The organism is Sphingopyxis sp. BE235 (assembly GCF_031457175.1).
In the GTDB taxonomy this organism is placed as follows: Bacteria; Pseudomonadota; Alphaproteobacteria; order Sphingomonadales; family Sphingomonadaceae; genus Sphingopyxis.
This window is the reverse complement of the sequence record NZ_JAVDWC010000002.1, coordinates 614,623-635,403: the sequence shown is the minus strand read 5'-3', so window position 1 is coordinate 635,403 and position 20,781 is coordinate 614,623. Positions and strand designations below refer to the sequence as shown.

The window sequence follows — 20,781 nt, the reverse complement described above, 5'->3', positions numbered from 1 at the left end:
GCTTCGTCCCCCTTCGCATTCTTGTTCTCTTTGTTGCGCCGCGTTCATCGCACCGATAAGAAGCGGCGCGCATGAAGCGGGATCAACTGTCCCGACGCCTGTCAAAGCGCCTGTTTGGAAAGCCCGTTTATCATGATGTCCATTTCGTTTCCGTCCCGTAAGTTCCTGACCGTGCTGTGCGGCACGGCGGCCATGGCGACGGTGGCGGGCTGCGCGAAGGACAATGAAATCGACCTCGCAGGCGGCGTCGGCATCACCTCCACCCGCACCGCATGTCCCGCGGTCGCGGTGCCGCTGCACACCGGCGACATCACGCTGTTCGACCCCGCAACGAGCCGTGATGCGCGCGCTGTCGATGTCGTCGCCGCGATCACCAATGTGACGCCGGTATGCAACGACGCCGCGGAAAAGGTCTACCAGCTCGCAAGCTTCGACGTGGTCGCGACGCGCCGCGATGCCGGACCCGCGCGCACCGTGACCTTGCCCTATTACGCCACGGTTCTGCAGGGCGGCACCGCGGTTGTCGCCAAGCGGCTGGGCAATGTCGCGGTGACCTTCGCGGAAGGCCAAGTGCGCGGCACCGGTCGTGCGCAGGCTTCGGCCTATGTCGATCGCGCCGCGGCAACGCTGCCCGCCGACATTCAGGAACGCATCACCCGCAAGCGCAAGGCGGGCGACCAGGACGCAGCGGTCGATCCGCTGAGCCTTCCCGAAGTGCGCGCCGCGGTGCAGCGGTCGAGCTTCGAACTGCTCGTGGGCTTCCAGCTGACGCAGGAACAGCTCGAATATAACGTCCGACGATAGGGCCGCGGCGGCGCTGCGGCGCCGTTCGCATCTTCACGCCCCGCGCGCCGATCGGCGACGCGGGGCTTTTCGCGCCCGCCCAGCTGCTATAGGGCGCGCGCAAGACTTTCCTGATCGAAGATAGGCCAGCCCGTGACCCTGTTCAGCCGCTTTTCCGACCATATCGGCGCCGCGCTCGACGCGCTTGCCGCCCGCGATGCCCTGCCGGGCGGCCTCGACCGCGGCGCGATCAGCGTCGAGCCGCCGCGCGACCCCGCGCATGGCGACGTCGCGACCAACGCCGCGATGGTGCTGGCGAAACCCGCAGGCATGAATCCTCGCGCGCTCGCCGATTTGCTCGTTGCCGAACTCGGCGCGCTCGACGAAGTGACCGAGGCGAGCGTCGCGGGGCCGGGCTTCATCAACCTGCGCCTCGTCGATGACAGCTGGCGCGACGAGCTCGCGCTGATTTTCAGCGAGAGCGGCGACTATGGGCGTTCGACGATGGGACAGGGACGGCGCGTAAACGTCGAATATGTCTCGGCGAACCCGACCGGCCCGATGCATGTCGGCCACTGCCGCGGCGCGGTCGTCGGCGATGCGCTCGCCGCGCTGCTCGAATATGCCGGGCACGAGGTGATCCGCGAATATTATGTCAACGACGCCGGCGCACAGGTCGATGTGCTCGCGCGCTCGGTGCACATGCGGTATCGTGAAGCGCTCGGCGAGGATATCGGCGCGATCCCCGAGGGGCTGTATCCGGGCGATTATCTGATGCCGATCGCGGGCAAGCTCGCGGCCGAATATGGCGAGCGCTTCGTCGGCGCGCCCGAAAGCGCGTGGCTCGGCCTGTTCCGCGCGGAGGCGGTCAGCGCGATGATGGACATGATCCGCGCCGACCTCGCCAAGCTCGGCATCCATCACGACCTGTTCTCGTCCGAAGCCGAATTGCAGGCCGAGGGCAAACCCGCCGCCGCCGAAAAATGGCTGCGCGACCATGACCTCGTCTACGACGGACAGCTCGAGGCGCCGAAGGGCGAGACGCCCGAGGATTGGGAGCCGGTCGAATTGCCGCTGTTCCGCTCGACGCAGTTCGGCGACGATCAGGACCGACCGATCAAGAAGTCGGACGGCAGCTGGACCTATTTCGGCGCCGATCTCGCCTATCATTTCCAGAAGAGCCAGAATGCCGACGAACTGATCGACATCTGGGGTGCCGACCACGCGGGGACGGTCAAGCGGATCAAGGCCGCGGTCGCCGCACTTACCGGCGGCAAGACGCGTTTCGACGTCAAACTGGTGCAAATGGTGCGGCTGCTTAAAAATGGCGAGCCGTTCAAAATGTCGAAGCGCGCGGGCAATTTCGTCACGCTCGCCGATGTCGTCGACGAGGTCGGCAAGGACGCGGTGCGCTTCACGATGCTGACGCGCAAGGCCGACGCGCAGATGGATTTCGACTTCGCCAAGGTTGTCGAGGCTTCGCGCGACAACCCCGTCTGGTATCTGCAATATGCCAATGCCCGGATTTCGCGGCTGCGCAAAAAAGCCGCGGATGCTGGGATCGTGCTGCCGGAGCCCGCTCCCGCGCGCCTCAATGCGCATGAATTGGGGCTGGTGAAACTGCTCGCGCAGTTCCCGCGGATCCTCGAAGCCGCCGCGTCGGCGCGCGAACCGCACCGGATCGCCTTTTACCTTGCCGATGTCGCGGCGGCGTTCCACGCCTGGTACAATCTCGGCAACGATGACCCCAGTTTGCGCATCGTTCTCGACAATGACCCCGAATTGACCGCGACGCGCCTTTATTTGGCCGACGGAATCGGGCAAGTCATCCGTAACGGGCTGTCCCTGATGGGGGTAGAGGCGCTCGAGGAGATGAACTGATGGCCGGCGACAAGAACGCAGAGCAGGGGGATGCAGGTCTCGGTCTCGATGACGAGGATCGTCTGCCCTGGCTCGAAGCCGCCGACGGATTCGAGGAGGATGGCGAGGTTTCGCCCGCCCGTCTGCTCGTGATGGTGCTCGGCGGGCTCTTGCTGATCGGGGTGGTCCTCGGCGGTCTGTGGTGGGTTCAGAATGGCGGCACGCGCAGCGACGGCGAACTGATCGCGGCGCAGGACGGCGACTATAAGGTCGCGCCGAAGAATGACGGCGCCAAGGCGTTCGAGGGCGAAGGCGATGCCAGCTTCTCCGCCAGCGAAGGCGCCGAACCCGCGGGCAAAGTCGACCCGACGCGCATGCCCGAAGAGCCCGCTGTAACGCCTCAAGAACGCGAGGCCGCGGTAAAGAAGGTCGCAGCAGACAAGGCCGCCGCCACGAAAGCCGCTGCCACTAAGGGGGTGCCGGCGGACAAGGCGAAGCCCGCCGCAGCGCCGGTGAAGACCGCCGACGCTCCCAAGGCCGCTCCGGCATCGGGGGCGGCGATGATCCAGCTCGGCGCGTTCAGCAGCGACGCCGCGGCGGCGAAGGCATGGACGAACCTGTCGAAGCGCTTTGCCTATCTCGCCGAACTCAACAAATCGGTTTCGCCCGCGAAAGTCGGCGACGGCACCGTCTATCGGCTGCGCGTCTCGGCAGGGACAGCCGCCAATGCCAAGAATTTATGCGGAAAATTGCGCGTTGCCGGTGAAAATTGCGTCGTCGTTCGCTGATTCGGCCCGCTTGGCCGCAGACTCTGTTGGTGCAAATCCGTCGCCATGGCATGGTTGCCGCTTGGTCATCGCCTGAGGGGTCGGCGATCGATGGAGTTTGATGCACGATGATACCGGCAATTTTCGGCCTGTCGGGCCTGACCCTCACCGACGACGAGCGCGCTTTCTTTCGCGATAGCGATCCCGCGGGCTATATCCTGTTCGGGCGCAATATCGAAAATCGGGAGCAGCTGCGGCGGCTGACCGATGAACTGCGCGATCTCGACGGGCGCGCCAATCTGCCGATCCTGATCGATCAGGAGGGCGGGCGCGTGGCGCGCATGCGATCGCCCGAATGGCCGCTTTTCCCGAGCGGTGCGGCGTTCGACGCGCTGTACGATCGCGCGCCCGCAAGTGCGATCGAAGCCGCCCGGCTCAACGCAATGGCGCTTGCTGCCATGCTGTCCGAGGTTGGGATTACGGTCGACTGCCTGCCGCTGCTCGACGTGCGTCAGCCGGGTGCGAGCGATGTCATCGGCGACCGCGCGCTCGGCAGCGAGCCGATGCGTGTTGCCGCGCTTGGCCGCGCGATCCTCGGCGGTTTGCAGGCCGGCGGCGTCGTCGGCATCGTCAAGCATATCCCGGGCCACGGCCGCGCGCTGCTCGACACGCATGAAGCGTTGCCGATCGTCGCCGCGCCCGACCGCGATCTCCAGACCGATCTCGCGCCCTTTGCGGCATTGCGCGATGCGGCGATGGCGATGACGTGCCACGTCATATTCGAGGCGTGGGACCCCGACCGGCCCGCGACGCTGTCGCCGATCGTCATCGACAGCGTCATCCGCCAGCGTATCGGATTTCACGGGCTGCTGATGACCGACGATCTCGACATGAAGGCACTCTCGGGCGACGTGCCTTCGCGCGCCGCCGATGCAATTGCTGCAGGGTGTGACATCGCGCTCAACTGCTGGGCGAAGATGGACGATATGGTCGGCATCGCCAGCGCGCTCGACCCGATCAGCACCGTGTCGCGCGCGCGCCTCGAAGGCGCGATGGACCGGATTTCGGGCGACAGCGACGCGCGCGCGTTCGCGACGCTGGTCGACCAGCGCGACGCGCTGCTGGCGACGGCCTGATCGCCGATGGAGGAACTGCCGCTCGATTTCGAAATCGTACCGGCAGCGCCCGAGCGCGACGACGCCTTGCAGCTTTCGTTCGAAAGCTGGGAAGGGCCGCTCGACCTTTTGCTCACGCTCGCGCGCAGCCAGAAGGTCGATCTCAAGCAGATTTCGATCCTGGGGCTGGTAGAGCAATATCTGACCTTCATCGCCGAGGCGCGCGAGCTGAAGCTTGAAGTCGCGGCCGATTATCTCGTCATGGCCGCGTGGCTCGCCTATCTTAAATCGGCGCTGCTGCTTCCCAAGGACCCGCTTGAGGACCCGTCGCCCGACGAACTCGCGTTGCGCCTGCAATTGCGGCTGCAGCGGCTGGCCGCGATGCGCGAGGCGGCGGCACGGCTGCTCGCGCGCGACCGCGTCGGCCGCGACGTCTTTCTGCGCGCGAAGCCCGAGGGGCTGCGCGACATCAAGGTGCGGCGCTGGGACGCCAGCCTTTACGATCTCCTTTCGGCCTACGGCCAGGTCAAGCTGCGCTCCGAGCCCGTCGTGCATATGGTGTCGCGGCGCCCGGTGATTACGCTCGATGCGGCGCTGCATCATCTGCAGAGGATGATCGGCGTAAAGCTCGACTGGGCCGAACTGTCGGATTTCCTGCCGCCCGATTATGACGGCCCGCTGCGCCGCTCGGCGATCGCGTCGAGTTTCGTCGCCGCGCTCGAACTCGCGCGGCAGGGGCGCGTCGACCTGAAACAGGACGGCGCGTTCGAACCTCTTTATCTGAAGGCATCCGGGGCATGATCGACGATCTCGAACGCGCGATTGAGGCGATGCTGTTCGCGAGCGACACGCCGCTCGACGCGCGGCAGGTTGCGGGGCGGCTGGGCGATGAAATGACGCCGGGCGAGGTTCGCGCGATCATCCAGACGATCGCCGCACGCCATGCGGGAAGCGGGATCGAACTCGTCGAGCGCGGCGGGCATTGGCATTTCCAGACACCTGCCGATCTCGCGCACCTGCTCCGCCGCGAACGCGACGATCCGCGCAAACTATCGCGCGCGGCGGCCGAAGTGCTCGCCATCGTCGCCTATCACGAGCCCGTCAGCCGCGCCGAAATCGAGGCGATCCGCGGCGTTCAGACATCGAAGGGCACGCTCGACGTGCTGATGGAGGCCGAATGGGTCGCGCCCGCGGGGCGCCGCGAGGTGCCGGGACGGCCGCTGATTTACAAGACGACCGACGCGTTCCTGCAACATTTCGGCCTCACGAGCCGCAAGGACCTGCCGGGAATCGAGGATTTGCGTGCGGCGGGACTGCTCGACCCGGTCGATCTCGCTTTCGAGGAAGCGATGGGCGAACTGGACCTAGTAAAAGACGGCGAAGAGGCTTAGATGACGGCCTCAAGGAGAATTTAAGATGGGTAGCTTCAGCATCTGGCACTGGCTCGTGGTCGGGATTCTTGTCCTGCTGCTGTTCGGCAAGGGCCGTTTTTCGGACATGATGGGCGATGTCGCCAAAGGCATCAAAAGCTTCAAGAAGGGGATGTCGGAAGACGACGCGCCGACGACGCCCGCACCCAAGCACATCGAGGGCCAGCGCGCGCCCGATGCCACCCCGATTTCGACCCCGACTGCCGAGCACGACAAGCTCTGATCGCCGTCTGCCTGCGGGGGAAGTTTTAGGTCATGTTTGACGTCGCGCCGACCGAGTTGCTGCTCGTCGTGTTGGTGGCCTTGGTGGTTATCGGCCCCAAGGATCTGCCCAAGGCGATGCGCTTTGTCGGCAAATGGATGGCGAAAGCGCGCGGCATGGCGCGCCATTTCCGCTCCGGGCTCGACACGATGATGCGCGAAGCCGAACTCGAAGAGCTTGAAAAGCAATGGCGCGAACAGAATGACGCGATCATGCGCGAATTCCCGCGCATCGACGATGTGAACGCATCGCCGGCAACACCTTCGAATGCAGCATCGACCGAACCCACGAAGACCGAGCCCGTGACAGAAGCCGGGATCGACGAAGCGGCTGCGGCCAATCCGCCCGAAACGCATGCGATACCGCCGAAGGACGGCCCGCTGCCGTGACCGAAGAAACCGCGACAGATGAGGATGGCGCCGGCGGCAAGATGCCGCTGCTCGATCATCTGATCGAACTGCGCTCGCGCTTGCTGAAATCGCTGATCGCGATCGGCCTCGCCTTTGGCGTGTGCCTCTATTTTGCCAAGCCGATTTTCGGCATTCTCGTCCAGCCGCTCGTTCGTGCGGGGCAGGGGAAGCTAATCTATACCCAGCTGTTCGAGGCGTTTTTCGTCGAGATCAAGGTCGCGCTGTTCGCGGCAATGATGATCGCCTTTCCGGTGATCGCGAACCAGCTGTGGAAATTTGTCGCGCCGGGGCTGTTCAAGCAGGAAAAGCGCGCGCTGCTGCCCTTCCTGCTCGCAACACCGGTGTTGTTCGCAATCGGCGCCAGCTTCGCCTATTTCATCACCATCCCGATCGCGCTCAAATTCCTGCTCGGATATCAGGGCGACATTGGCGGGATTACGCAGGAAGCGCTGCCCTCGGTCGGCAATTATCTGAGCTTCACGATGCAATTCATCATGGCGTTCGGCATCGCGTTCCTGCTGCCGATCCTGTTGATGCTGATCGAGCGGTCGGGGCTGGTGACGCGCGAGCAACTGGTTTCGGCGCGGCGCTATATGATCGTTGCGGCCTTTGCGATCGCCGCGGTGTTCACGCCGCCCGATATTTTGAGCCAGCTGCTGCTCGCGGTGCCTTTGGTGTTCCTGTACGAAATGTCGCTGCTCGCGATCTGGTTTACTCAGCGCCGACGCAAAACAGGCGCCGAAGAGGCGCCTGTCGAGCCTCTCGAAGAGGCTTAGGGTAAGTTAGTCTCAGTCCCGATTAGTCGATGGCATCGCTGCCAGCTTGACCGACAGATTCGATGTCGCGACCGGCACCCTTTACCGTGTTACAGCCAGCGACCAGAAAGCTTGCCATCAGGGCGAGAAGGATTGCGCGGTAACTCGTCATATTTCTACCTCTCAGGATTTGTTGCAAAATGGCCCGGCACGCTTTCGAGGGGGGGGAGGGAATGCGGGCCGGGCCAATGTTGCTGAGCAGCGCTGCGGGGGGGCGATGACCGCTGCTCGAAATGGGAAACGACCAAAGCGGCGGATAAGTTCCGAAAAAAAATTGCGATAATGAATTTTTTTTCGGGTCTTTTTGAATCGCTTGAATTTCAGCGACTTGCCTTCAGAGAGAGGTCAATCCGCTGAGCACGGCGAGGCCCAGGAAGGCCAAAAATCCCATGGAATCGGTCGTCATCGTGACAAAAATGGAACTCGCAACCGCGGGATCCTGATCAAGTCGATCGAGCAGCAGGGGGATCGCGACCCCGGCGACACCGGCAACGAAGATATTCACGACCATCGCCGCGGCGATGACGGCGCCAAGCTGCGGATTGCCGAACCATAGCGCAGTCGCGGTCCCCGCGATTAGGGCTATCGTCCCGCCGTTGAGCAACGCGATCTTCATTTCGCGCCAGATCGCACGCCAGCTGTTCGAGTCGGTGAGCTGGTTCATCGCGAGTGCGCGCACGGTGACCGCCAGCGTCTGCGTGCCCGCATTGCCGCCGACGCCCGCGACGATCGGCATCAATGCCGCCAGCGCGACCATATGCTCGATCGCGCCGCCGAAAAATCCGACGATCGACGAAGCGAGCAGCGCGGTGCCAAGGTTGGCGATCAGCCAGCGCACCCGCGCGCTGTATGTCTCGCGGATCGGTTCGTTGATGTCGCCGTCGCCGGCGCCCGACAGGCGCAAAATATCCTCGCCCGCCTCTTCCTGAATGATGTGGACGACGTCGTCGACGGTGATCATGCCGACGAGCCTGCCGCCCTTGTCGACGACCGCGGCGGAGATCAGCGCATATTTCTGGAAGCGCAGCGCAACCTCTTCCTGATCCATGTCGACCGGGATCAGCGTCTGCTCGCGTTTCATCACGTCGCTGATCGCGATATCGCGCGGCGTGCGGAGGATCCAGCTCAGCTGGCACGTGCCGACCGGGCGGTGCCGGGGGTCGACGACGTAAATTTCCCAGAAGTCGCTGGTGAGGTCTGCATCTTCGCGTAGCCGGTCGATCACGTCGCCGACGGTCACATGTTCGGGCACCGCGACCAGATCGCGCTGCATCAGGCGCCCGGCGGATTCCTCGGGGAAGGAGAGGGCATCCTCGATCGCGGCGCGATCTTCGGGCTCCATCGCCTGGAGAACGGCCTGCTGCTCGTCCTCCTCCATATCCTCGATGATTGCGACGGCGTCGTCGGTATCGAGTTCGGACGCGAGTTCGGCGACTTGCTCCGGCGCGAGAAGATCGATCAGTTCCTCGCGGACATAATCGTTCATTTCCGCCAGCACGTCGGCGGACAGCATGTCGCCGAGCACCGCGGCGAGCATCGGGCGCTCGTCGGCGCGCGCGAGTTCGAACAGGTCGGCGATGTCGGCGGGGTGGAGGCGGCCGATCCGTTCGCGCGCCGCTTCACCTTCGCCGGCTTCGGCCAACTCGATCACGTCGCGCACGAATTCGGGCCTCAGCCGGTCGTCTTCGTCGAGTTCGGTGTCGGTTTCGCGTGCCGGTTGTTCGCGGTCGCGGTCATCGGCGATGACAACATCTTCCGGCGGCAGGGATTCTTCGCGTTTGTCCATCGCGCGGTCCTCCCTGAAAGTTGCGGCGTTCGAGCTTTCCCCTAGTGCTGCGGCCCGCGGATAGCAACGCCGCGAACGCCTTTTCGCGATTTAATGCGTGGCTTTGGCGGCCGCCCCGGCTATGGGACCGCCAACATAGACCGCAGGAGTTCTACCATGTCCGACACTCTCACCCTTTCGCTGTCGACCGGCGATGTTGTCATTCGCCTTCGTCCCGACCTCGCGCCGCAGCATGTCGAGCGCATCACCGGCCTCGCCAGCGAAGGCTTTTACGACGACGTCGTGTTCCACCGCGTGATTCCGGGCTTCATGGCGCAGGGCGGCGACCCGACGGGCACCGGCATGGGCGGCAGCGAGCTTCCCGACCTGCCGCAGGAATTCAGCAGCGAACCGCATGTCCGCGGCGTTTGCTCGATGGCGCGCGCGCAGAACCCGAACAGCGCGAACAGCCAGTTCTTTATCTGCTTCGACGACGCGCGCTTCCTCGACAAGCAGTATACCGTCTGGGGCGAAGTGATCGAAGGCATGGAAAATGTCGATGCGCTGCCCAAGGGCGAGCCGCCGCGCGAGCCCGGCAAGATCGTCAAGGCGACCGTCAGCTGATCTACGAAAATCCCCGCTTCGGCGGGGATTTTTTTGCCTAGTCGCCGATAAAGCCATTAAGCCGCTCGCAGGCCGCGACCCAGTCCTGCTTGAACTCCTGAACGACCTGCCCGGCGCCCATCGCCTCGTTCATCAGGCCAACGCCCTGGCCGACCCAATAGGTGGCGAGCGCCTTCGCGCCTTCGTGGCCGCCTTCGGACAATTTATCGACCTTGCGCAGCGCCGGTTCGCTGACCAGCGATTGCAACGGCATCGGCAGCGGTTTCGGCGCGTCTTCGGCTTCCCATGCGTCGGTCCATGGCGAGCGGAGCTGGCGCGAGGGTTTGCCGGTGCGGCTCTTCGACCGGATGGTGTCGCGCGACGACGCGGCGAGCATCTTTTCCTTCACGACAGGATTGGTTTCGGCCTCGGCGGTGGTGAGCCACACCGAACCCGTCCAGGCGCCATGCGCGCCCATCGCCATCGCCGCCGCCATCTGGCGCCCGGTGACGATACCGCCCGCGGCGAGGATCGGCGTGCTAGCGCCGACGGCTTCGACCGCCGCTGCGACTTCGGGCACCAGCACCATCGTCGCGACTTCGCCGCAATGCCCGCCCGCTTCGCCGCCCGCGACGACGAGGATATCGACCCCGGCGCGGACCTGTGTCAGCGCATGATCGCGCGTCCCGACGAGCGCCGCGACGGGCACGCCGTGGCGCTTGCCGAGTTCGAGCATCAACGGCGGGGGCACGCCGAGCGCGTTGGCGATCAGCGCGATCGGGTGACGAAAGGCGACCTCGAGCAATTTGGCGGCGCCGTCCTCATGCATATTGTCGCCGAAGCTCTGCCGACCCGCCATCGCCTCGGACAAGCCCGCTGGATCGACGCCGTGTTTTTCGAGCAAGCCGGCGGCAAAGTTCAGATGCGTCTCCGGCACTTTCGCGATGGCGGAGGAAGGCGCCTCACCCTTGCCGACGAAGCTGTTGGGGACGATCAGGTCGACGCCGTAGGGGCGCCCGCCAATATGCTCGTCGATCCACGCGAGCTCTTCCTCAAGTCGCTCGGGGGGCAGTGATGCGGCGCCGAACACGCCCATGCCCCCGGCTTTCGACACCGCGACGACGACGTCGCGGCAGTGCGAGAAGGCGAGCAACGGAAATTCGATGCCGAGCATTGCGCAGATCGGGGATTGCATTGGGGACCTCTCCATTTGTCTATTTGCACCCATGTCAGCGTCAGTTGACGTAAACGTCAAGTTGATTTGCTGGGCAGGCGGATTATCGCGGGGTTCATGACCCAGTTTTCCTTGCCCGATTTCGACCTCGATGCCTTCGTCCGCGCCACATTGGCCGAGGATCTGGGGGCGGGGGGCGATATCACCTCGATGGCGACGATTCCCGCCAATGCACGTTTTGGCGGGGTGATGGACAGCCGCGACGCGATCACCGTTGCAGGCTTGCCGATTGCCGAGCGATTCTTTCGTGCGCTCGAACCCGCCATGGAGATCGAGATACTGGTCGAGGAGGGCGCGCAGGTCGCATCGGGCAGCGACCTGATGCGCCTGTCGGGCAATGCGCGCGCGATGCTGACGGCGGAACGGTCGGCACTCAACACCGTCCAGCATCTGTCGGGTATCGCGACGATGACTCGCCAATATGTCGACGCACTCGCCGGAACCGGCGCCACGCTGCTTGATACGCGCAAGACGATCCCGGGCCTGCGCGTGGTCGAGAAATATGCGACGCGCATGGGCGGCGCGACCAACCACCGCATGGGCTTGTGGGACGCGGCGATGATCAAGGACAATCATGTCGCGGTCGCGGGCTCGGTCGAGGAAGCGGTGCGCCGCGCGGTCGCGGCAGGAATCGCGGACATCATCGTCGAGGTCGATCGCGTCGCGCAGGTCGGGCCGGCGCTGAACGCCGGAGCGACGCACCTGCTGCTCGACAATATGGGTCTTGATCAGCTGCGCGACTGCGTCGCGCTGGTCGCTGGCAAGGTGCCGACCGAAGCGTCGGGCGGGGTGCGACTCGATACGATCCGCGCGATCGGCGAGACCGGTGTGACCTATGTGTCGGTCGGGCGGCTGACCCAATCGGCGCCAGCGGCGGACATCGGGCTCGATTTTGCGCTGGCCTAGTCTCGCCGTTCTCGGCCTGCTGTTGTCGCCGACGGCGGCCGAGGCGCAAGCGCTGGCGTGCAGCATAACCGACCGGATTCCGGTTCCGCGCCTTGAACAGCCAAAGCGCGGCGAACCCGTCCGTAATCCGGCGACCACCGGCTATCTGTTGGCCATGAGCTGGTCGCCTCAGCATTGCGCCGACGTCCGCAATCCGAAGGACGTACGCGATCGCTTTCAATGTTCGGGCGAGAATGGCCGTTTCGGCTGGGTGCTGCACGGGCTATGGCCCGAAACCGATAATCCGGGTTATCCGCAATGGTGCCGCCCGGCGAAGATCGTACCGCAGCCGGTGCTGAAAAAGCATATGTGCATGACGCCGTCGGCGCAGTTGCTCCAGCACGAATGGGCGAAGCACGGCACCTGCATGAGTCCGAATCCCGCGGCCTATTTTCGCTCGGCCGAAATCCTGTTCCGCGCCGTCCGCTTTCCCGACATGAAGGTGCTCGCCGCCAAACCGCAAACCGCGGCCAGCGTCCGCCGCGCTTTTTCCGCTGTCAATCCGGGCGTGACCGCGCCGATGATCGCCGTGTCGGTCGACCGGCAGGGATGGCTGAACGAGGTGCGGCTGTGCCTGGGGCCGCGCATGAAGCCGACAAGGTGCAAGCCATTCCAGAGCGGAGCGAAAGACGGCCGCCAGATCCGCGTTCGACCGATGCCCGCGCGTTAGGGCGAATCCCGAAAAGCGTGCCAGTGCGGGACGGCGCCGCGTTAACTCTCTTTTAACCTTATCGACTCGTTAACATGGCCCTAGCTTCCCTGCATGGACTCGAGCGATCAGATCGACATTCGCGGCCGCGTTCGCGATCATGGCAAGCGGCAGCTGGTCATCGCGCGGCTCAGCGCGCCGGCGGACTGGCAGGGCGAGCTCCGCGCCGCGCTCGCGGCCCATCGCGAGCCCGTCACGATCTTTTCGGCCAATGATTTCCGTCTGTTTCTTCAGAGCTTCGCGATCTTCTTCACCGCGACGATGATGTTCCTGCTCTGAATTCGATCAATCGCAGGCGCGGTGCAGCTTCTGCGCGAGCCAGGCGGACACCAGGCACATCGCGGCGCTCATTAAGAGCTGGTCGACGACGCCGACGCCGGCGAAGCCCAGCCCCATCGCGAGCAGCGATCCCGCGACCATCGCGCCCGAATTGACGATATTGTTCGCGGCGACGGTGCGTGCGGTCTGGTCTTTGGGCACGGTGGTCGTGAGGAAGGCGTATAGCGGCACGACGAACATGCCACCGCTGATCGCGATGCCGAGCAGGCTGAGCAGAAGCGGAATGACGTCGGCGTGGTTCAGGAAGCCCGATATGCCGTACATCACGCCCGAGGGATCATGCTCCCAGTTGCGGCAGACCCAATAGAAGGCGACGACGAACACGCCCATGACGATGACGCTGGCGGGGCTGTATCGCGCCGATACCTGCCCCTTCAGCAGCCGGTTCACCGCGACCGAGCCGATCGCGATACCGATCGAGAAGATTGCGAGGAAAAGGCTGGCGACGCTCTTGTCGGCGTGCAGGATATTCTTCACCAGCGGCGGAAACTGGATGAACAGCACCGCGCCGATCGTCCAGAAAAAGCTGATCGACAGGATCGCGAGATAGAGGCGCGGGATGTGCATCGTGCCGCGAACGAGCGTGATCGACGAGCGGACGATATGCCAGTCGATGCCGGTTTCTTCATGTTCGGGCGGGGCCGGGGGCACCTTTCGACCGGTCCAATAGCCGATCGCGGCGACGAGGACGACACCGAGCGCGGCCCATTCGACATCGATGACTCCGGCGAGGATCGTGCCGGCGAGGATCGCGATATAGGTCCCGGCCTCGACCAGCCCCGTCCCTGCGAGAACTTCGTCGCTTTTCAGATGCTGCGGCAGGATCGCATATTTGATCGGGCCGAAGAAAGTCGAGTGGATGCCCATCGCGAACAACGCGAGCATCATCAGCGGGATCGCGATCAAATGGACCGCGAAACCCAGCCACGCGAGGACCAGCCCGGCGCCGCCGACGAGCATGATCAATATTTCGCAAAATTTGACGATACGGATGATCCGCGCCTTGTCGCGCGTGTCGGCGAGCTGCCCGGCGAGCGCCGAGAGCAGGAAGAAGGGCAGGATGAACAGGCCGGTCGCGACCGCGCTGAACAATGTTTCGGACGCTTCGTCGTTGAACACGCCGTAAACGACGAACAGCACCATCGCGTTCTTGAACAGATTGTCGTTGAAGGCGCCGAGGAGCTGCGTGACAAAGAGGGGAAGGAACCTGCGTTGTTTCAGCAGCGCAAAGGAACCGGTCATTGAAAATCCATTTTTACAGCCCGACATGTCAACACCGGCTGCCGTCTCAGGCAATTCGGTTGTCGCCGGGGGGGCTTATCGGTTAGGGCATTCGGGGTCAAAGCCCATTTTGGAACGGACACGCCGACAGCGATCATGCTCAGCCTTCCTAACATCCTGACATTATCGCGTATCCTGGCGGTGCCGATCCTGCTGTTCCTGCTGTGGCCCGGGGTGGTCGAAGGGTCGCACCAGCCGAAGCCGATCGACTATGCGCTCGCCTTTGGCCTGTACTGCCTGATGGGCATTACCGATTATTTTGACGGCTATGTTGCACGCTCACGCGGGATCGTGTCGCGGCTGGGGGCTTTTCTTGACCCGATCGCCGACAAGATCATGATCGCGGCGGTGATCCTGCTGCTGGTTTTCACCCGCGACATTTCGGGCTATCATGTCATCGCTGCGCTGATGATCCTGCTGCGCGAAATCATCGTATCGGGCCTTCGCGAATTCCTCGCGACGCTGCAGGTATCGATGCCGGTGACGCAGCTCGCCAAGTGGAAGACGACGTTCCAGCTCGTCGCGTTCGGGGCGCTGATTCTGGCAGGGGCGCTGCCGCAAATGGCGTGGATCAAGACCGTCGGGCTTGCCTCCTTGTGGGGCGCCGCGGTGCTGACGCTGATCACCGGCTGGGACTATCTGCGCGTCGGCCTGAAGCATATGGATTGAGCATCGGATGCCGCTGGAGATCGCCTATTTCGCCTGGGTGCGCGACCGCATGGGAGTGGCCGACGAGACGGTCGACCTCCCCGCTAGCGTAAGCAATGTGAGCAGCCTGGTTGCATGGCTTGCAGCGCGCGATGCGCGCGGGCAAATCGCTTTTGCCGAACCGCAGCGTATCCGCGCCGCAATCGACGGCGTGATGATGGGCCTCGACGCGCCGCTTGCCGGGGCGCGCGAGGTCGCGCTGTTTCCGCCGGTGACGGGCGGATGATCCGCGTGGCGGTCCAACCGGCGGCGATCGACATCGCCGCCGAACTCGACCTGCACGACGCGGGCGGGCATGGCGCGAGCGCCAGTTTTATCGGGCGGGTGCGCGGCGACGGCGACCTGACCGAGCTGTTCCTCGATCATCACCCCGCGATGACCGCGGCGGGGCTGGCCGATCTGGCGCATGCCGCGGCCGACCGCTGGCACCTTTCGGCGTTGACCCTGATCCACCGCGTCGGCGCGATGGTGCCGGGCGAGACGATCGTGTTCATCCTCGCCAGCAGTCCGCACCGCGCCGAGGCGCTGGCGGCGTGCGAGTTTCTGATCGACCGGCTGAAAACCGACGTCATGCTGTGGAAGCGCGAGACCTTTGCCGACGGGCAAGTCCGCTGGGTCGAACCCCGCGAGGGCGACGAGGTTCGCGCGGATCGCTGGGGCTGACTTCAATTTCCGTTCGTGTCGAGCGAAGTCGAGACACCCATCGGATAGCGCGCGGCCGAGGGGCATCTCGACTGCGCTCGATGCGAACGGGTTTGGTTGGTTTTAATCCGCCTGATGTTTGCGAAAAATGTCCGCGAGCATCCGGAATTCCTCGGCGCGCGGGCTTCCCTTGCGCCACACCAGCGCGATCGTACGCCAGTCATGCTCCGAATCGAGCGGGCGGGTGTCGATGTCGGTGTGGTCGAGGATGCCCGCCTCGATAGCCATTTGCGGCAGCATCGTGATGCCAAGGCCGTTGTCGACCATCTGCACCAGCGTGTGGAGCGAGGTTCCCATCATTCGGGCGCCGGCGCGTAGTTCGGGGCGGTTGCACGCGGCGAGGACGTGGTCCTTCAGGCAATGGCCATCCTCGAGCATCAGCATCTGCGCGGGATCGATCTGGTCGGCGCTGACCATCGCGGGCAGGTCCTCCGACTGGTCGCCCGGGAAAGCGACGAACAAAGCGTCGTCGAACAAATTCTCGGCTTCGACGTCCCCGCACGCGTAGGGGAGCGCGAGCAGGACGCAATCCACGGTGCCGTGGTGCAGCGATTCGCACGCCTGCGCGCTCGGTTCTTCGCGGAGGAAAAGCTTGAGCGACGGGCGTTCCTTGCGGAGCCGCGGCAGCAGGCCGGGGAGGAGGAAGGGGGCGATCGTCGGGATGACGCTCATCCTGAGTTCGCCGACGAGCGGCGCGGCGGCGGCGGCGGCCATGTCGGCTAACTCCTCGGCTTCGCGCAGCACGCGGTGCGCCTTTTCGACGATCGCGTTGCCGAGCCCGGTGAAGCGGACGACGCGGCGGGTGCGTTCGACGAGCGTCTGGCCAAGCAGCGTTTCAAGCTCGCGGATGCCCGCCGACAGCGTCGACTGGGTGACGTTGCAGCCGTCGGCGGCGCGGCCGAAATGGCCGTGTTCGTGCAATGCGACGAGATATTGCATCTGTTTCAACGAGGGGAGGTAATTGTGCATTGATCGGATGTAGCAATTATTGAGAGGATTTTGAACAAGTTTACCGATTAAAATTCGTGGCCATAATGGCGGCGTTTATTGTCGTTTTCCGCGCCGCCGTGATAGCAATCCCCGATCAACCGGCGCGGAGGGGCGTATGGCAGTTTCTCGTTTTCTGATCGGCGGCGTAGCGAGCGCGCTGTTGCTGACCGGCGGGCTCTTCATGTGGAAGGGCTATACGCAGATTGCAGAGGAAGAGGTGCTGCCCGATCCGCCGCCCGCCTTGCCGGCGATTCCGGTCGTGGCAGCGGGGGCACCCAAGCGCGGGCCCGCGCCGCCGGCGCTGCCCGCCGCCAAGGAGGCGTCGCGCGAAGAGCGGCGTTTCAACCGCTTCGACCGCGACCGCAACGACCGGATCAGCCGCGTCGAGCTGATGTCGTCGCGCACCGCGGCGTTCCGCAAGCTCGACAAGGACGGCAATAATCTGCTGACCTTCGAGGAATGGGCCGCGGCGACGGGACAGCGCTTCGCCGGGGCCGATGGCGACAGGTCGGGCGATCTGACGCGCGCGGAATTCTCGACGACGGCGCCGAAGCAGGCGACGAAACCGAAGTGTAGTTGCTAGGCAGCGACCCCGTCGGCCTGCTCGATCCACGCCGCGAGTGAAGCACCGGCGCGCGCGGTATAGCCGAGCTTGCGGTCCTTTTTGCGCACATCCTCGGCAAGTGGCGGGAAGAGGCCGAAATTAACGTTCATCGGCTGGTAGCTCGCGGCATCAGCGCCGCCGGTGATGTGCCCGAGCAGCGCGCCGAGCGCGGTTTCGGGCGGCGGCGGCGCGAGGTCGCGTCCCGCAAGCTCGGCGGCAGCAAAGCGCGCGGCGATCAGGCCGATGGCCGCGCTTTCGACATAGCCTTCGCAGCCGGTGATCTGCCCCGCGAAGCGGATGTGCGGCGCCGATTTGAGGCGAAGCTGCGCGTCGAGCAATTCAGGCGAGCGGATGAAGCTGTTGCGGTGGAGCCCGCCGAGGCGCGCGAACTCGGCCTTTTCGAGCCCGGGGATGGTGCGGAACAATTCGACCTGCGCGGCGTGCTTCAGCTTGGTCTGGAAACCGACCATGTTCCACAGCGTGCCGAGCGCATTGTCCTGACGCAGCTGGACGACCGCATAGGGCCAGCGCCCGGTGCGCGGATTGTCGAGACCGACGCCCTTCATCGGGCCGAAGCGCAAGGTTTCGGGGCCGCGTTCGGCCATCACTTCGATCGGCATACAGCCTTCGAAATAGGGGGTGTCCTTTTCCCAATCCTTGAACTCGGTCTTGTCGCCATCGACGAGCCCCTGGACGAAGGCGTAATACTGATCCTTGTCCATCGGGCAGTTGATATAGTCCTTGCCGTCGCCGATCGGGCCGACCTTGTCCCAGCGGCTCGCCATCCACGCGACATCCATGTCGATGCTGTCGCGGTAGACGATCGGCGCGATCGCGTCGAAGAAGGCGAGGGCATCCTTGCCCGTCGCGGTGCCGATACTCGAGGCGAGGCCGGCGGCGGTAAGCGGGCCCGTGGCGACGATCGTCAGGCCTTCTGACGGCAGCGTATCGATGCGTTCGCGTACGATGGTGACGTTCGGGTGATTTTCGAGCGCGTGCGTCACCCCGCCCGAGAAAAGGTCACGATCGACCGCGAGCGCCGATCCTGCGGGCACCTTGTGGACATCGGCCTCGCGCATGATGATCGAGCCGAGCGTGCGCATTTCGCGGTGGAGCAGGCCGACCGCGTTGCTGTCGCCATCGTCGCTGCGAAAGCTGTTCGAGCAGACCATTTCGGCGAGTGCGTCGCCCTGATGCGCCGGGGTCATGTCGCCGCCGCCACGCATCTCCGACAAACGCACGCGAAAACCCGCCTCGGCGAGCTGCCACGCGGCCTCGGATCCGGCGAGGCCGCCGCCGATGATGTGAATGTCGTAGCTCATTTACGCGCTTTCCAATTAACCTTGGCCGTTGACTTGCACTTGATCCGCCGCGCACTAGGCCCGTTGAAGACAAGATGCAAAGGGACGGATGATGAGCGGGGAGCAAGGTTGGGATCGCGCGCGCTGGTTGTGGCTGTTGGCACTGGCCGGCGGGACCAGCTTTTTCGTCGCGGTTTTCTTGCGGCTCGACGGCCCCGCAATCTGGGCCTGGAAGACAAGCGGCGTCGGCTTGCTCGCGGTTTGGGCGGCGGTGAATGCCCGCGAGAAGACAGGCTGGCTTATCGCGGCCGCCCTCGGCTTTGGCGCGCTCGGCGATTATCTGCTCGATGCGAAGGGGCTCGAGACCGGGGCGGTGGCGTTCGTGGTCGGACATATCATCGCGATCACCCTCTATCTGATGAATAGGCGGGTGCAGATGACGCCGTCGCAGCGCCTGCTGGGCTGGCTGACGATGCCCGCGACGCTGGTGATCGTTTGGGCGATGCTGAGCCCCGCGCCGGGTTGGTGGCACGCCGCCGTCTATTCGCTGTTCGTCGCCGCAATGGCGGCGGCCGCATGGACCAGCCGCTTTCCGCGCTATCGCACCGGGATGGGCGCGATGATGTTCCTGGCCAGTGATCTCTTCATCTTTGCGGGCGAGGGCGCGGTGCTGTCCAAGGACGTGACGATGTGGCTCGTCTGGCCGCTCTATTTCGCGGGGCAGGCGTTGATCGCATGGGGCGTGGTGGGCACCCTCGCGAAAGAAGCGCGCGGCTGATCAGGAAGGCGGCGCCGCTTCGCCGACGAGCAGCGCCTCGATGTCCGAAACCGGGCGATCGGTCATGGCCTTGACATGCTCGCCGACGAGGCGGGCGCTCACCTCCTTGTGCCAGAGCGGGCGCAGTTCGCCCATCGTGCGCGCGGGCGCGATCACGACCAGCGCGTCGAACTTGCCCGCGAGCGCCATCGCGTTGATCTTTTCGGCGAGGTCGCGTGCGAAGCGGTCTTCCTCCTGCTGGTGGAAATCGGGTTCGCCCATCGTGCCGCCGCTAAGGCCGGTCCCGGCGGGGGCGGGCGATTGGCCCGAGGCATCGGTCTTGATGTCGCTATCCTTGCGATCGTCGCGTTCCTGATGTGACGTGGTGCGCAGATCGATCTGCCGCGCGTCGCCTTGATTGCGCAGAAACAGGGCTTTTCGGCCATCGGCGACAAGAACGAGGGTGTTGGGGGCGAGAGTCATGATGTTGCTCCTTCTGCGGCAAGCAACGCATGGGCTATCGCCGAAGTTTCTCTATCCGTCCCACGCCGCAATCGTCGTACGGTGGAGCAGGCGGTCGTAGCCGTCGTAGCCCCCGGTCGCGCGGTGGAGGACCGAGCGATTGTCCCACATGATCAGCATGTCGGGTTCCCATATGTGGCTGTACCGAAATTCCTCGCGCCCCTGCCACTGGATCATTTCGTACAGGAGCGGCAGACCTTCGCTATCGTCGAGGCCGTCGAAGCCGATGATATAGCCCGCGCAGCCGAACAGGCCGGGGCGACCCGTTTCCGGATGTGCGCGGACGAACGGGTGAAGCTGCGTATCGAGCGCCTCTTCACCCGAGCGTATGTCCATGCTCCGATCCTTGTCGTTCGCTCCGTACATACCCGAGGGGGCGTAGCCGGCGCGGGCGCTGTGGATCGCCTGCAGCCCCTCGATGCGCGCGCGAAGGTCGGCAGGCATCGCGTCGAGCGCGGCGTGCTGGTTCGAAAATTCGGTGTTGCCGCCGACGGGCGGGATGGTGATGCCGAACAGGCAGGTGCCCGCGGGTGGTCGCGCCTGAAAACTCCAGTCGCTGTGCCAGTTTTCGGCGAAGAGCGGTGCGGTCTCGTCGGCCTTTCGTTTCACCGCGATGATATGCTCGTGGCCCGGGATCGGGCGGATGAACGGATCGTCGCCGAAGCCGCCGAAATAGCCGGTGAAACGCTCAAGATCGTCCTCGCTCATCTTCTGGCCGGGAAAGGCCAGGACATGATGGTCGAGCCACACCGAACGGATTTCGGCAATGGTTTCGGGCGTGAGCGGCTGCGTCAGGTCGACGCCGGTCACGCGCGCGCCGCACGCCTGACCGCTGGGAGTGATGATGAGCGTCATCGTCAGATGCTGCGCCGATCGGGG

At 64.5% G+C, this 20,781-nt stretch carries 26 protein-coding genes; 18 read left to right on the top strand and 8 right to left on the bottom strand.

The annotated features are described in order from the left end of the window. Positions 1 to 132: 132 nt before the first annotated feature. From J2X38_RS10255 to tatC, 9 genes are all read left to right on the top strand, one after another. Positions 133 to 804 (top strand): hypothetical protein, encoded by a 672-nt coding sequence (locus J2X38_RS10255; protein ID WP_310253744.1) that lies wholly within the window; start codon positions 133 to 135, stop codon positions 802 to 804. A 132-nt stretch (positions 805 to 936) separates the two neighbouring features. Then, positions 937 to 2,664, top strand: coding sequence for an arginine--tRNA ligase (argS, locus tag J2X38_RS10250; protein WP_310253742.1), 1,728 nt, complete (start codon positions 937 to 939; stop codon positions 2,662 to 2,664). Continuing rightward, a complete protein-coding gene (locus J2X38_RS10245; RefSeq protein ID WP_310253740.1) occupies positions 2,664 to 3,431 on the top strand; it encodes an SPOR domain-containing protein in 768 nt (255 codons plus the stop codon). The genes argS and J2X38_RS10245 overlap by 1 nt, the downstream gene beginning before the upstream one ends. A gap of 107 nt (positions 3,432 to 3,538) precedes the next feature. Continuing rightward, complete coding sequence (gene nagZ, locus J2X38_RS10240; protein ID WP_310253739.1) at positions 3,539 to 4,546, top strand: beta-N-acetylhexosaminidase; 1,008 nt, start codon at positions 3,539 to 3,541, stop codon at positions 4,544 to 4,546. A gap of 6 nt (positions 4,547 to 4,552) precedes the next feature. Further along, entirely contained in the window at positions 4,553 to 5,326 is a 774-nt protein-coding gene (locus J2X38_RS10235; protein ID WP_310253736.1) for a ScpA family protein, read from the top strand. After that, positions 5,323 to 5,916: an SMC-Scp complex subunit ScpB gene (gene scpB, locus J2X38_RS10230; RefSeq protein ID WP_058538465.1), complete on the top strand. Its 594-nt coding sequence runs from the start codon at positions 5,323 to 5,325 to the stop codon at positions 5,914 to 5,916. Before J2X38_RS10235 ends, scpB begins: the two co-directional genes overlap by 4 nt. Positions 5,917 to 5,941: 25 nt before the next feature. Next, on the top strand, positions 5,942 to 6,178 hold the full coding sequence (locus J2X38_RS10225; protein WP_037515303.1) for a twin-arginine translocase TatA/TatE family subunit: 237 nt from the start codon (positions 5,942 to 5,944) through the stop codon (positions 6,176 to 6,178). 32 nt (positions 6,179 to 6,210) lie between these two features. Next, positions 6,211 to 6,606, top strand: coding sequence for a Sec-independent protein translocase protein TatB (gene tatB, locus J2X38_RS10220; RefSeq protein WP_310253732.1), 396 nt, complete (start codon positions 6,211 to 6,213; stop codon positions 6,604 to 6,606). A 41-nt stretch (positions 6,607 to 6,647) separates the two neighbouring features. Continuing rightward, positions 6,648 to 7,403 carry a twin-arginine translocase subunit TatC gene (gene tatC, locus J2X38_RS10215; RefSeq protein WP_058538614.1) on the top strand — a complete coding sequence of 252 codons (756 nt, stop codon included), beginning with the start codon at positions 6,648 to 6,650 and terminating at the stop codon, positions 7,401 to 7,403. Between the two features lie 22 nt (positions 7,404 to 7,425). On the opposite strand, the gene J2X38_RS10210 is transcribed toward tatC, so the two are convergent. Both J2X38_RS10210 and mgtE read right to left on the bottom strand, forming a co-directional pair. Beyond that, complete coding sequence (locus tag J2X38_RS10210) at positions 7,426 to 7,554, bottom strand: entericidin A/B family lipoprotein (protein ID WP_037515306.1); 129 nt, start codon at positions 7,552 to 7,554, stop codon at positions 7,426 to 7,428. 222 nt (positions 7,555 to 7,776) lie between these two features. After that, positions 7,777 to 9,228, bottom strand: a complete 1,452-nt coding sequence (gene mgtE, locus J2X38_RS10205; RefSeq protein WP_310253731.1) for a magnesium transporter — start codon at positions 9,226 to 9,228, stop codon at positions 7,777 to 7,779. Between the two features lie 156 nt (positions 9,229 to 9,384). Here mgtE and J2X38_RS10200 point away from each other — a divergent pair, with 156 nt between their 5' ends. Further along, on the top strand, positions 9,385 to 9,831 hold the full coding sequence (locus tag J2X38_RS10200; protein WP_056374810.1) for a peptidylprolyl isomerase: 447 nt from the start codon (positions 9,385 to 9,387) through the stop codon (positions 9,829 to 9,831). Positions 9,832 to 9,868: 37 nt separating this feature from the next. On the opposite strand, the gene J2X38_RS10195 is transcribed toward J2X38_RS10200, so the two are convergent. Continuing rightward, on the bottom strand, positions 9,869 to 11,005 hold the full coding sequence (locus tag J2X38_RS10195) for a nitronate monooxygenase (RefSeq protein WP_310253727.1): 1,137 nt from the start codon (positions 11,003 to 11,005) through the stop codon (positions 9,869 to 9,871). A 96-nt stretch (positions 11,006 to 11,101) separates the two neighbouring features. On the opposite strand from J2X38_RS10195, the gene nadC reads away from it, so the two are divergent. The 3 genes from nadC (at position 11,102) to J2X38_RS10180 (ending at position 12,977) form a co-directional block, all read left to right on the top strand. Then, positions 11,102 to 11,950: a carboxylating nicotinate-nucleotide diphosphorylase gene (gene nadC, locus J2X38_RS10190; protein WP_310253725.1), complete on the top strand. Its 849-nt coding sequence runs from the start codon at positions 11,102 to 11,104 to the stop codon at positions 11,948 to 11,950. Next, a complete protein-coding gene (locus J2X38_RS10185; protein ID WP_310253723.1) occupies positions 11,937 to 12,659 on the top strand; it encodes a ribonuclease T2 family protein in 723 nt (240 codons plus the stop codon). Before nadC ends, J2X38_RS10185 begins: the two co-directional genes overlap by 14 nt. A 93-nt stretch (positions 12,660 to 12,752) precedes the next feature. Continuing rightward, on the top strand, positions 12,753 to 12,977 hold the full coding sequence (locus J2X38_RS10180; protein WP_058538471.1) for a hypothetical protein: 225 nt from the start codon (positions 12,753 to 12,755) through the stop codon (positions 12,975 to 12,977). 6 nt (positions 12,978 to 12,983) lie between these two features. Here the strand turns inward: J2X38_RS10180 and J2X38_RS10175 are convergent, their stop codons facing one another. After that, positions 12,984 to 14,279 carry an MFS transporter gene (locus J2X38_RS10175; RefSeq protein WP_310253721.1) on the bottom strand — a complete coding sequence of 432 codons (1,296 nt, stop codon included), beginning with the start codon at positions 14,277 to 14,279 and terminating at the stop codon, positions 12,984 to 12,986. 135 nt (positions 14,280 to 14,414) lie between these two features. Between J2X38_RS10175 and pgsA the strand changes: the two genes are divergently transcribed. The 3 genes from pgsA to J2X38_RS10160 are packed head-to-tail and all read left to right on the top strand — an operon-like array spanning position 14,415 to position 15,689. Continuing rightward, the gene (gene pgsA, locus J2X38_RS10170) at positions 14,415 to 14,987 is read left to right on the top strand and encodes a CDP-diacylglycerol--glycerol-3-phosphate 3-phosphatidyltransferase (protein WP_037515508.1); all 573 of its coding nucleotides are present in this window, start codon (positions 14,415 to 14,417) and stop codon (positions 14,985 to 14,987) included. A 7-nt stretch (positions 14,988 to 14,994) separates the two neighbouring features. Continuing rightward, positions 14,995 to 15,252: a molybdopterin converting factor subunit 1 gene (gene moaD, locus J2X38_RS10165; RefSeq protein ID WP_310253717.1), complete on the top strand. Its 258-nt coding sequence runs from the start codon at positions 14,995 to 14,997 to the stop codon at positions 15,250 to 15,252. Then, positions 15,249 to 15,689: a molybdenum cofactor biosynthesis protein MoaE gene (locus J2X38_RS10160; RefSeq protein WP_310253715.1), complete on the top strand. Its 441-nt coding sequence runs from the start codon at positions 15,249 to 15,251 to the stop codon at positions 15,687 to 15,689. Before moaD ends, J2X38_RS10160 begins: the two co-directional genes overlap by 4 nt. Positions 15,690 to 15,791: 102 nt before the next feature. Here J2X38_RS10160 and J2X38_RS10155 read toward each other — a convergent pair whose 3' ends face one another. Continuing rightward, on the bottom strand, positions 15,792 to 16,697 hold the full coding sequence (locus tag J2X38_RS10155; RefSeq protein WP_058538474.1) for a hydrogen peroxide-inducible genes activator: 906 nt from the start codon (positions 16,695 to 16,697) through the stop codon (positions 15,792 to 15,794). A gap of 136 nt (positions 16,698 to 16,833) precedes the next feature. Between J2X38_RS10155 and J2X38_RS10150 the strand changes: the two genes are divergently transcribed. After that, positions 16,834 to 17,301 carry a hypothetical protein gene (locus J2X38_RS10150; protein ID WP_310253713.1) on the top strand — a complete coding sequence of 156 codons (468 nt, stop codon included), beginning with the start codon at positions 16,834 to 16,836 and terminating at the stop codon, positions 17,299 to 17,301. Here J2X38_RS10150 and trmFO read toward each other — a convergent pair. Next, positions 17,298 to 18,644 (bottom strand): methylenetetrahydrofolate--tRNA-(uracil(54)-C(5))-methyltransferase (FADH(2)-oxidizing) TrmFO, encoded by a 1,347-nt coding sequence (gene trmFO / locus J2X38_RS10145; protein WP_310253711.1) that lies wholly within the window; start codon positions 18,642 to 18,644, stop codon positions 17,298 to 17,300. The genes J2X38_RS10150 and trmFO overlap by 4 nt on opposite strands. A gap of 91 nt (positions 18,645 to 18,735) precedes the next feature. On the opposite strand from trmFO, the gene J2X38_RS10140 reads away from it, so the two are divergent. After that, positions 18,736 to 19,401 (top strand): lysoplasmalogenase, encoded by a 666-nt coding sequence (locus J2X38_RS10140; RefSeq protein ID WP_310253709.1) that lies wholly within the window; start codon positions 18,736 to 18,738, stop codon positions 19,399 to 19,401. Here the strand turns inward: J2X38_RS10140 and J2X38_RS10135 are convergent, their stop codons facing one another. Both J2X38_RS10135 and J2X38_RS10130 read right to left on the bottom strand, forming a co-directional pair. After that, positions 19,402 to 19,863: a host attachment family protein gene (locus J2X38_RS10135; protein ID WP_058538477.1), complete on the bottom strand. Its 462-nt coding sequence runs from the start codon at positions 19,861 to 19,863 to the stop codon at positions 19,402 to 19,404. A gap of 51 nt (positions 19,864 to 19,914) precedes the next feature. Further along, positions 19,915 to 20,757, bottom strand: a complete 843-nt coding sequence (locus tag J2X38_RS10130) for a TauD/TfdA family dioxygenase (RefSeq protein WP_310253707.1) — start codon at positions 20,755 to 20,757, stop codon at positions 19,915 to 19,917. Between the last annotated feature and the right edge of the window lie 24 nt (positions 20,758 to 20,781).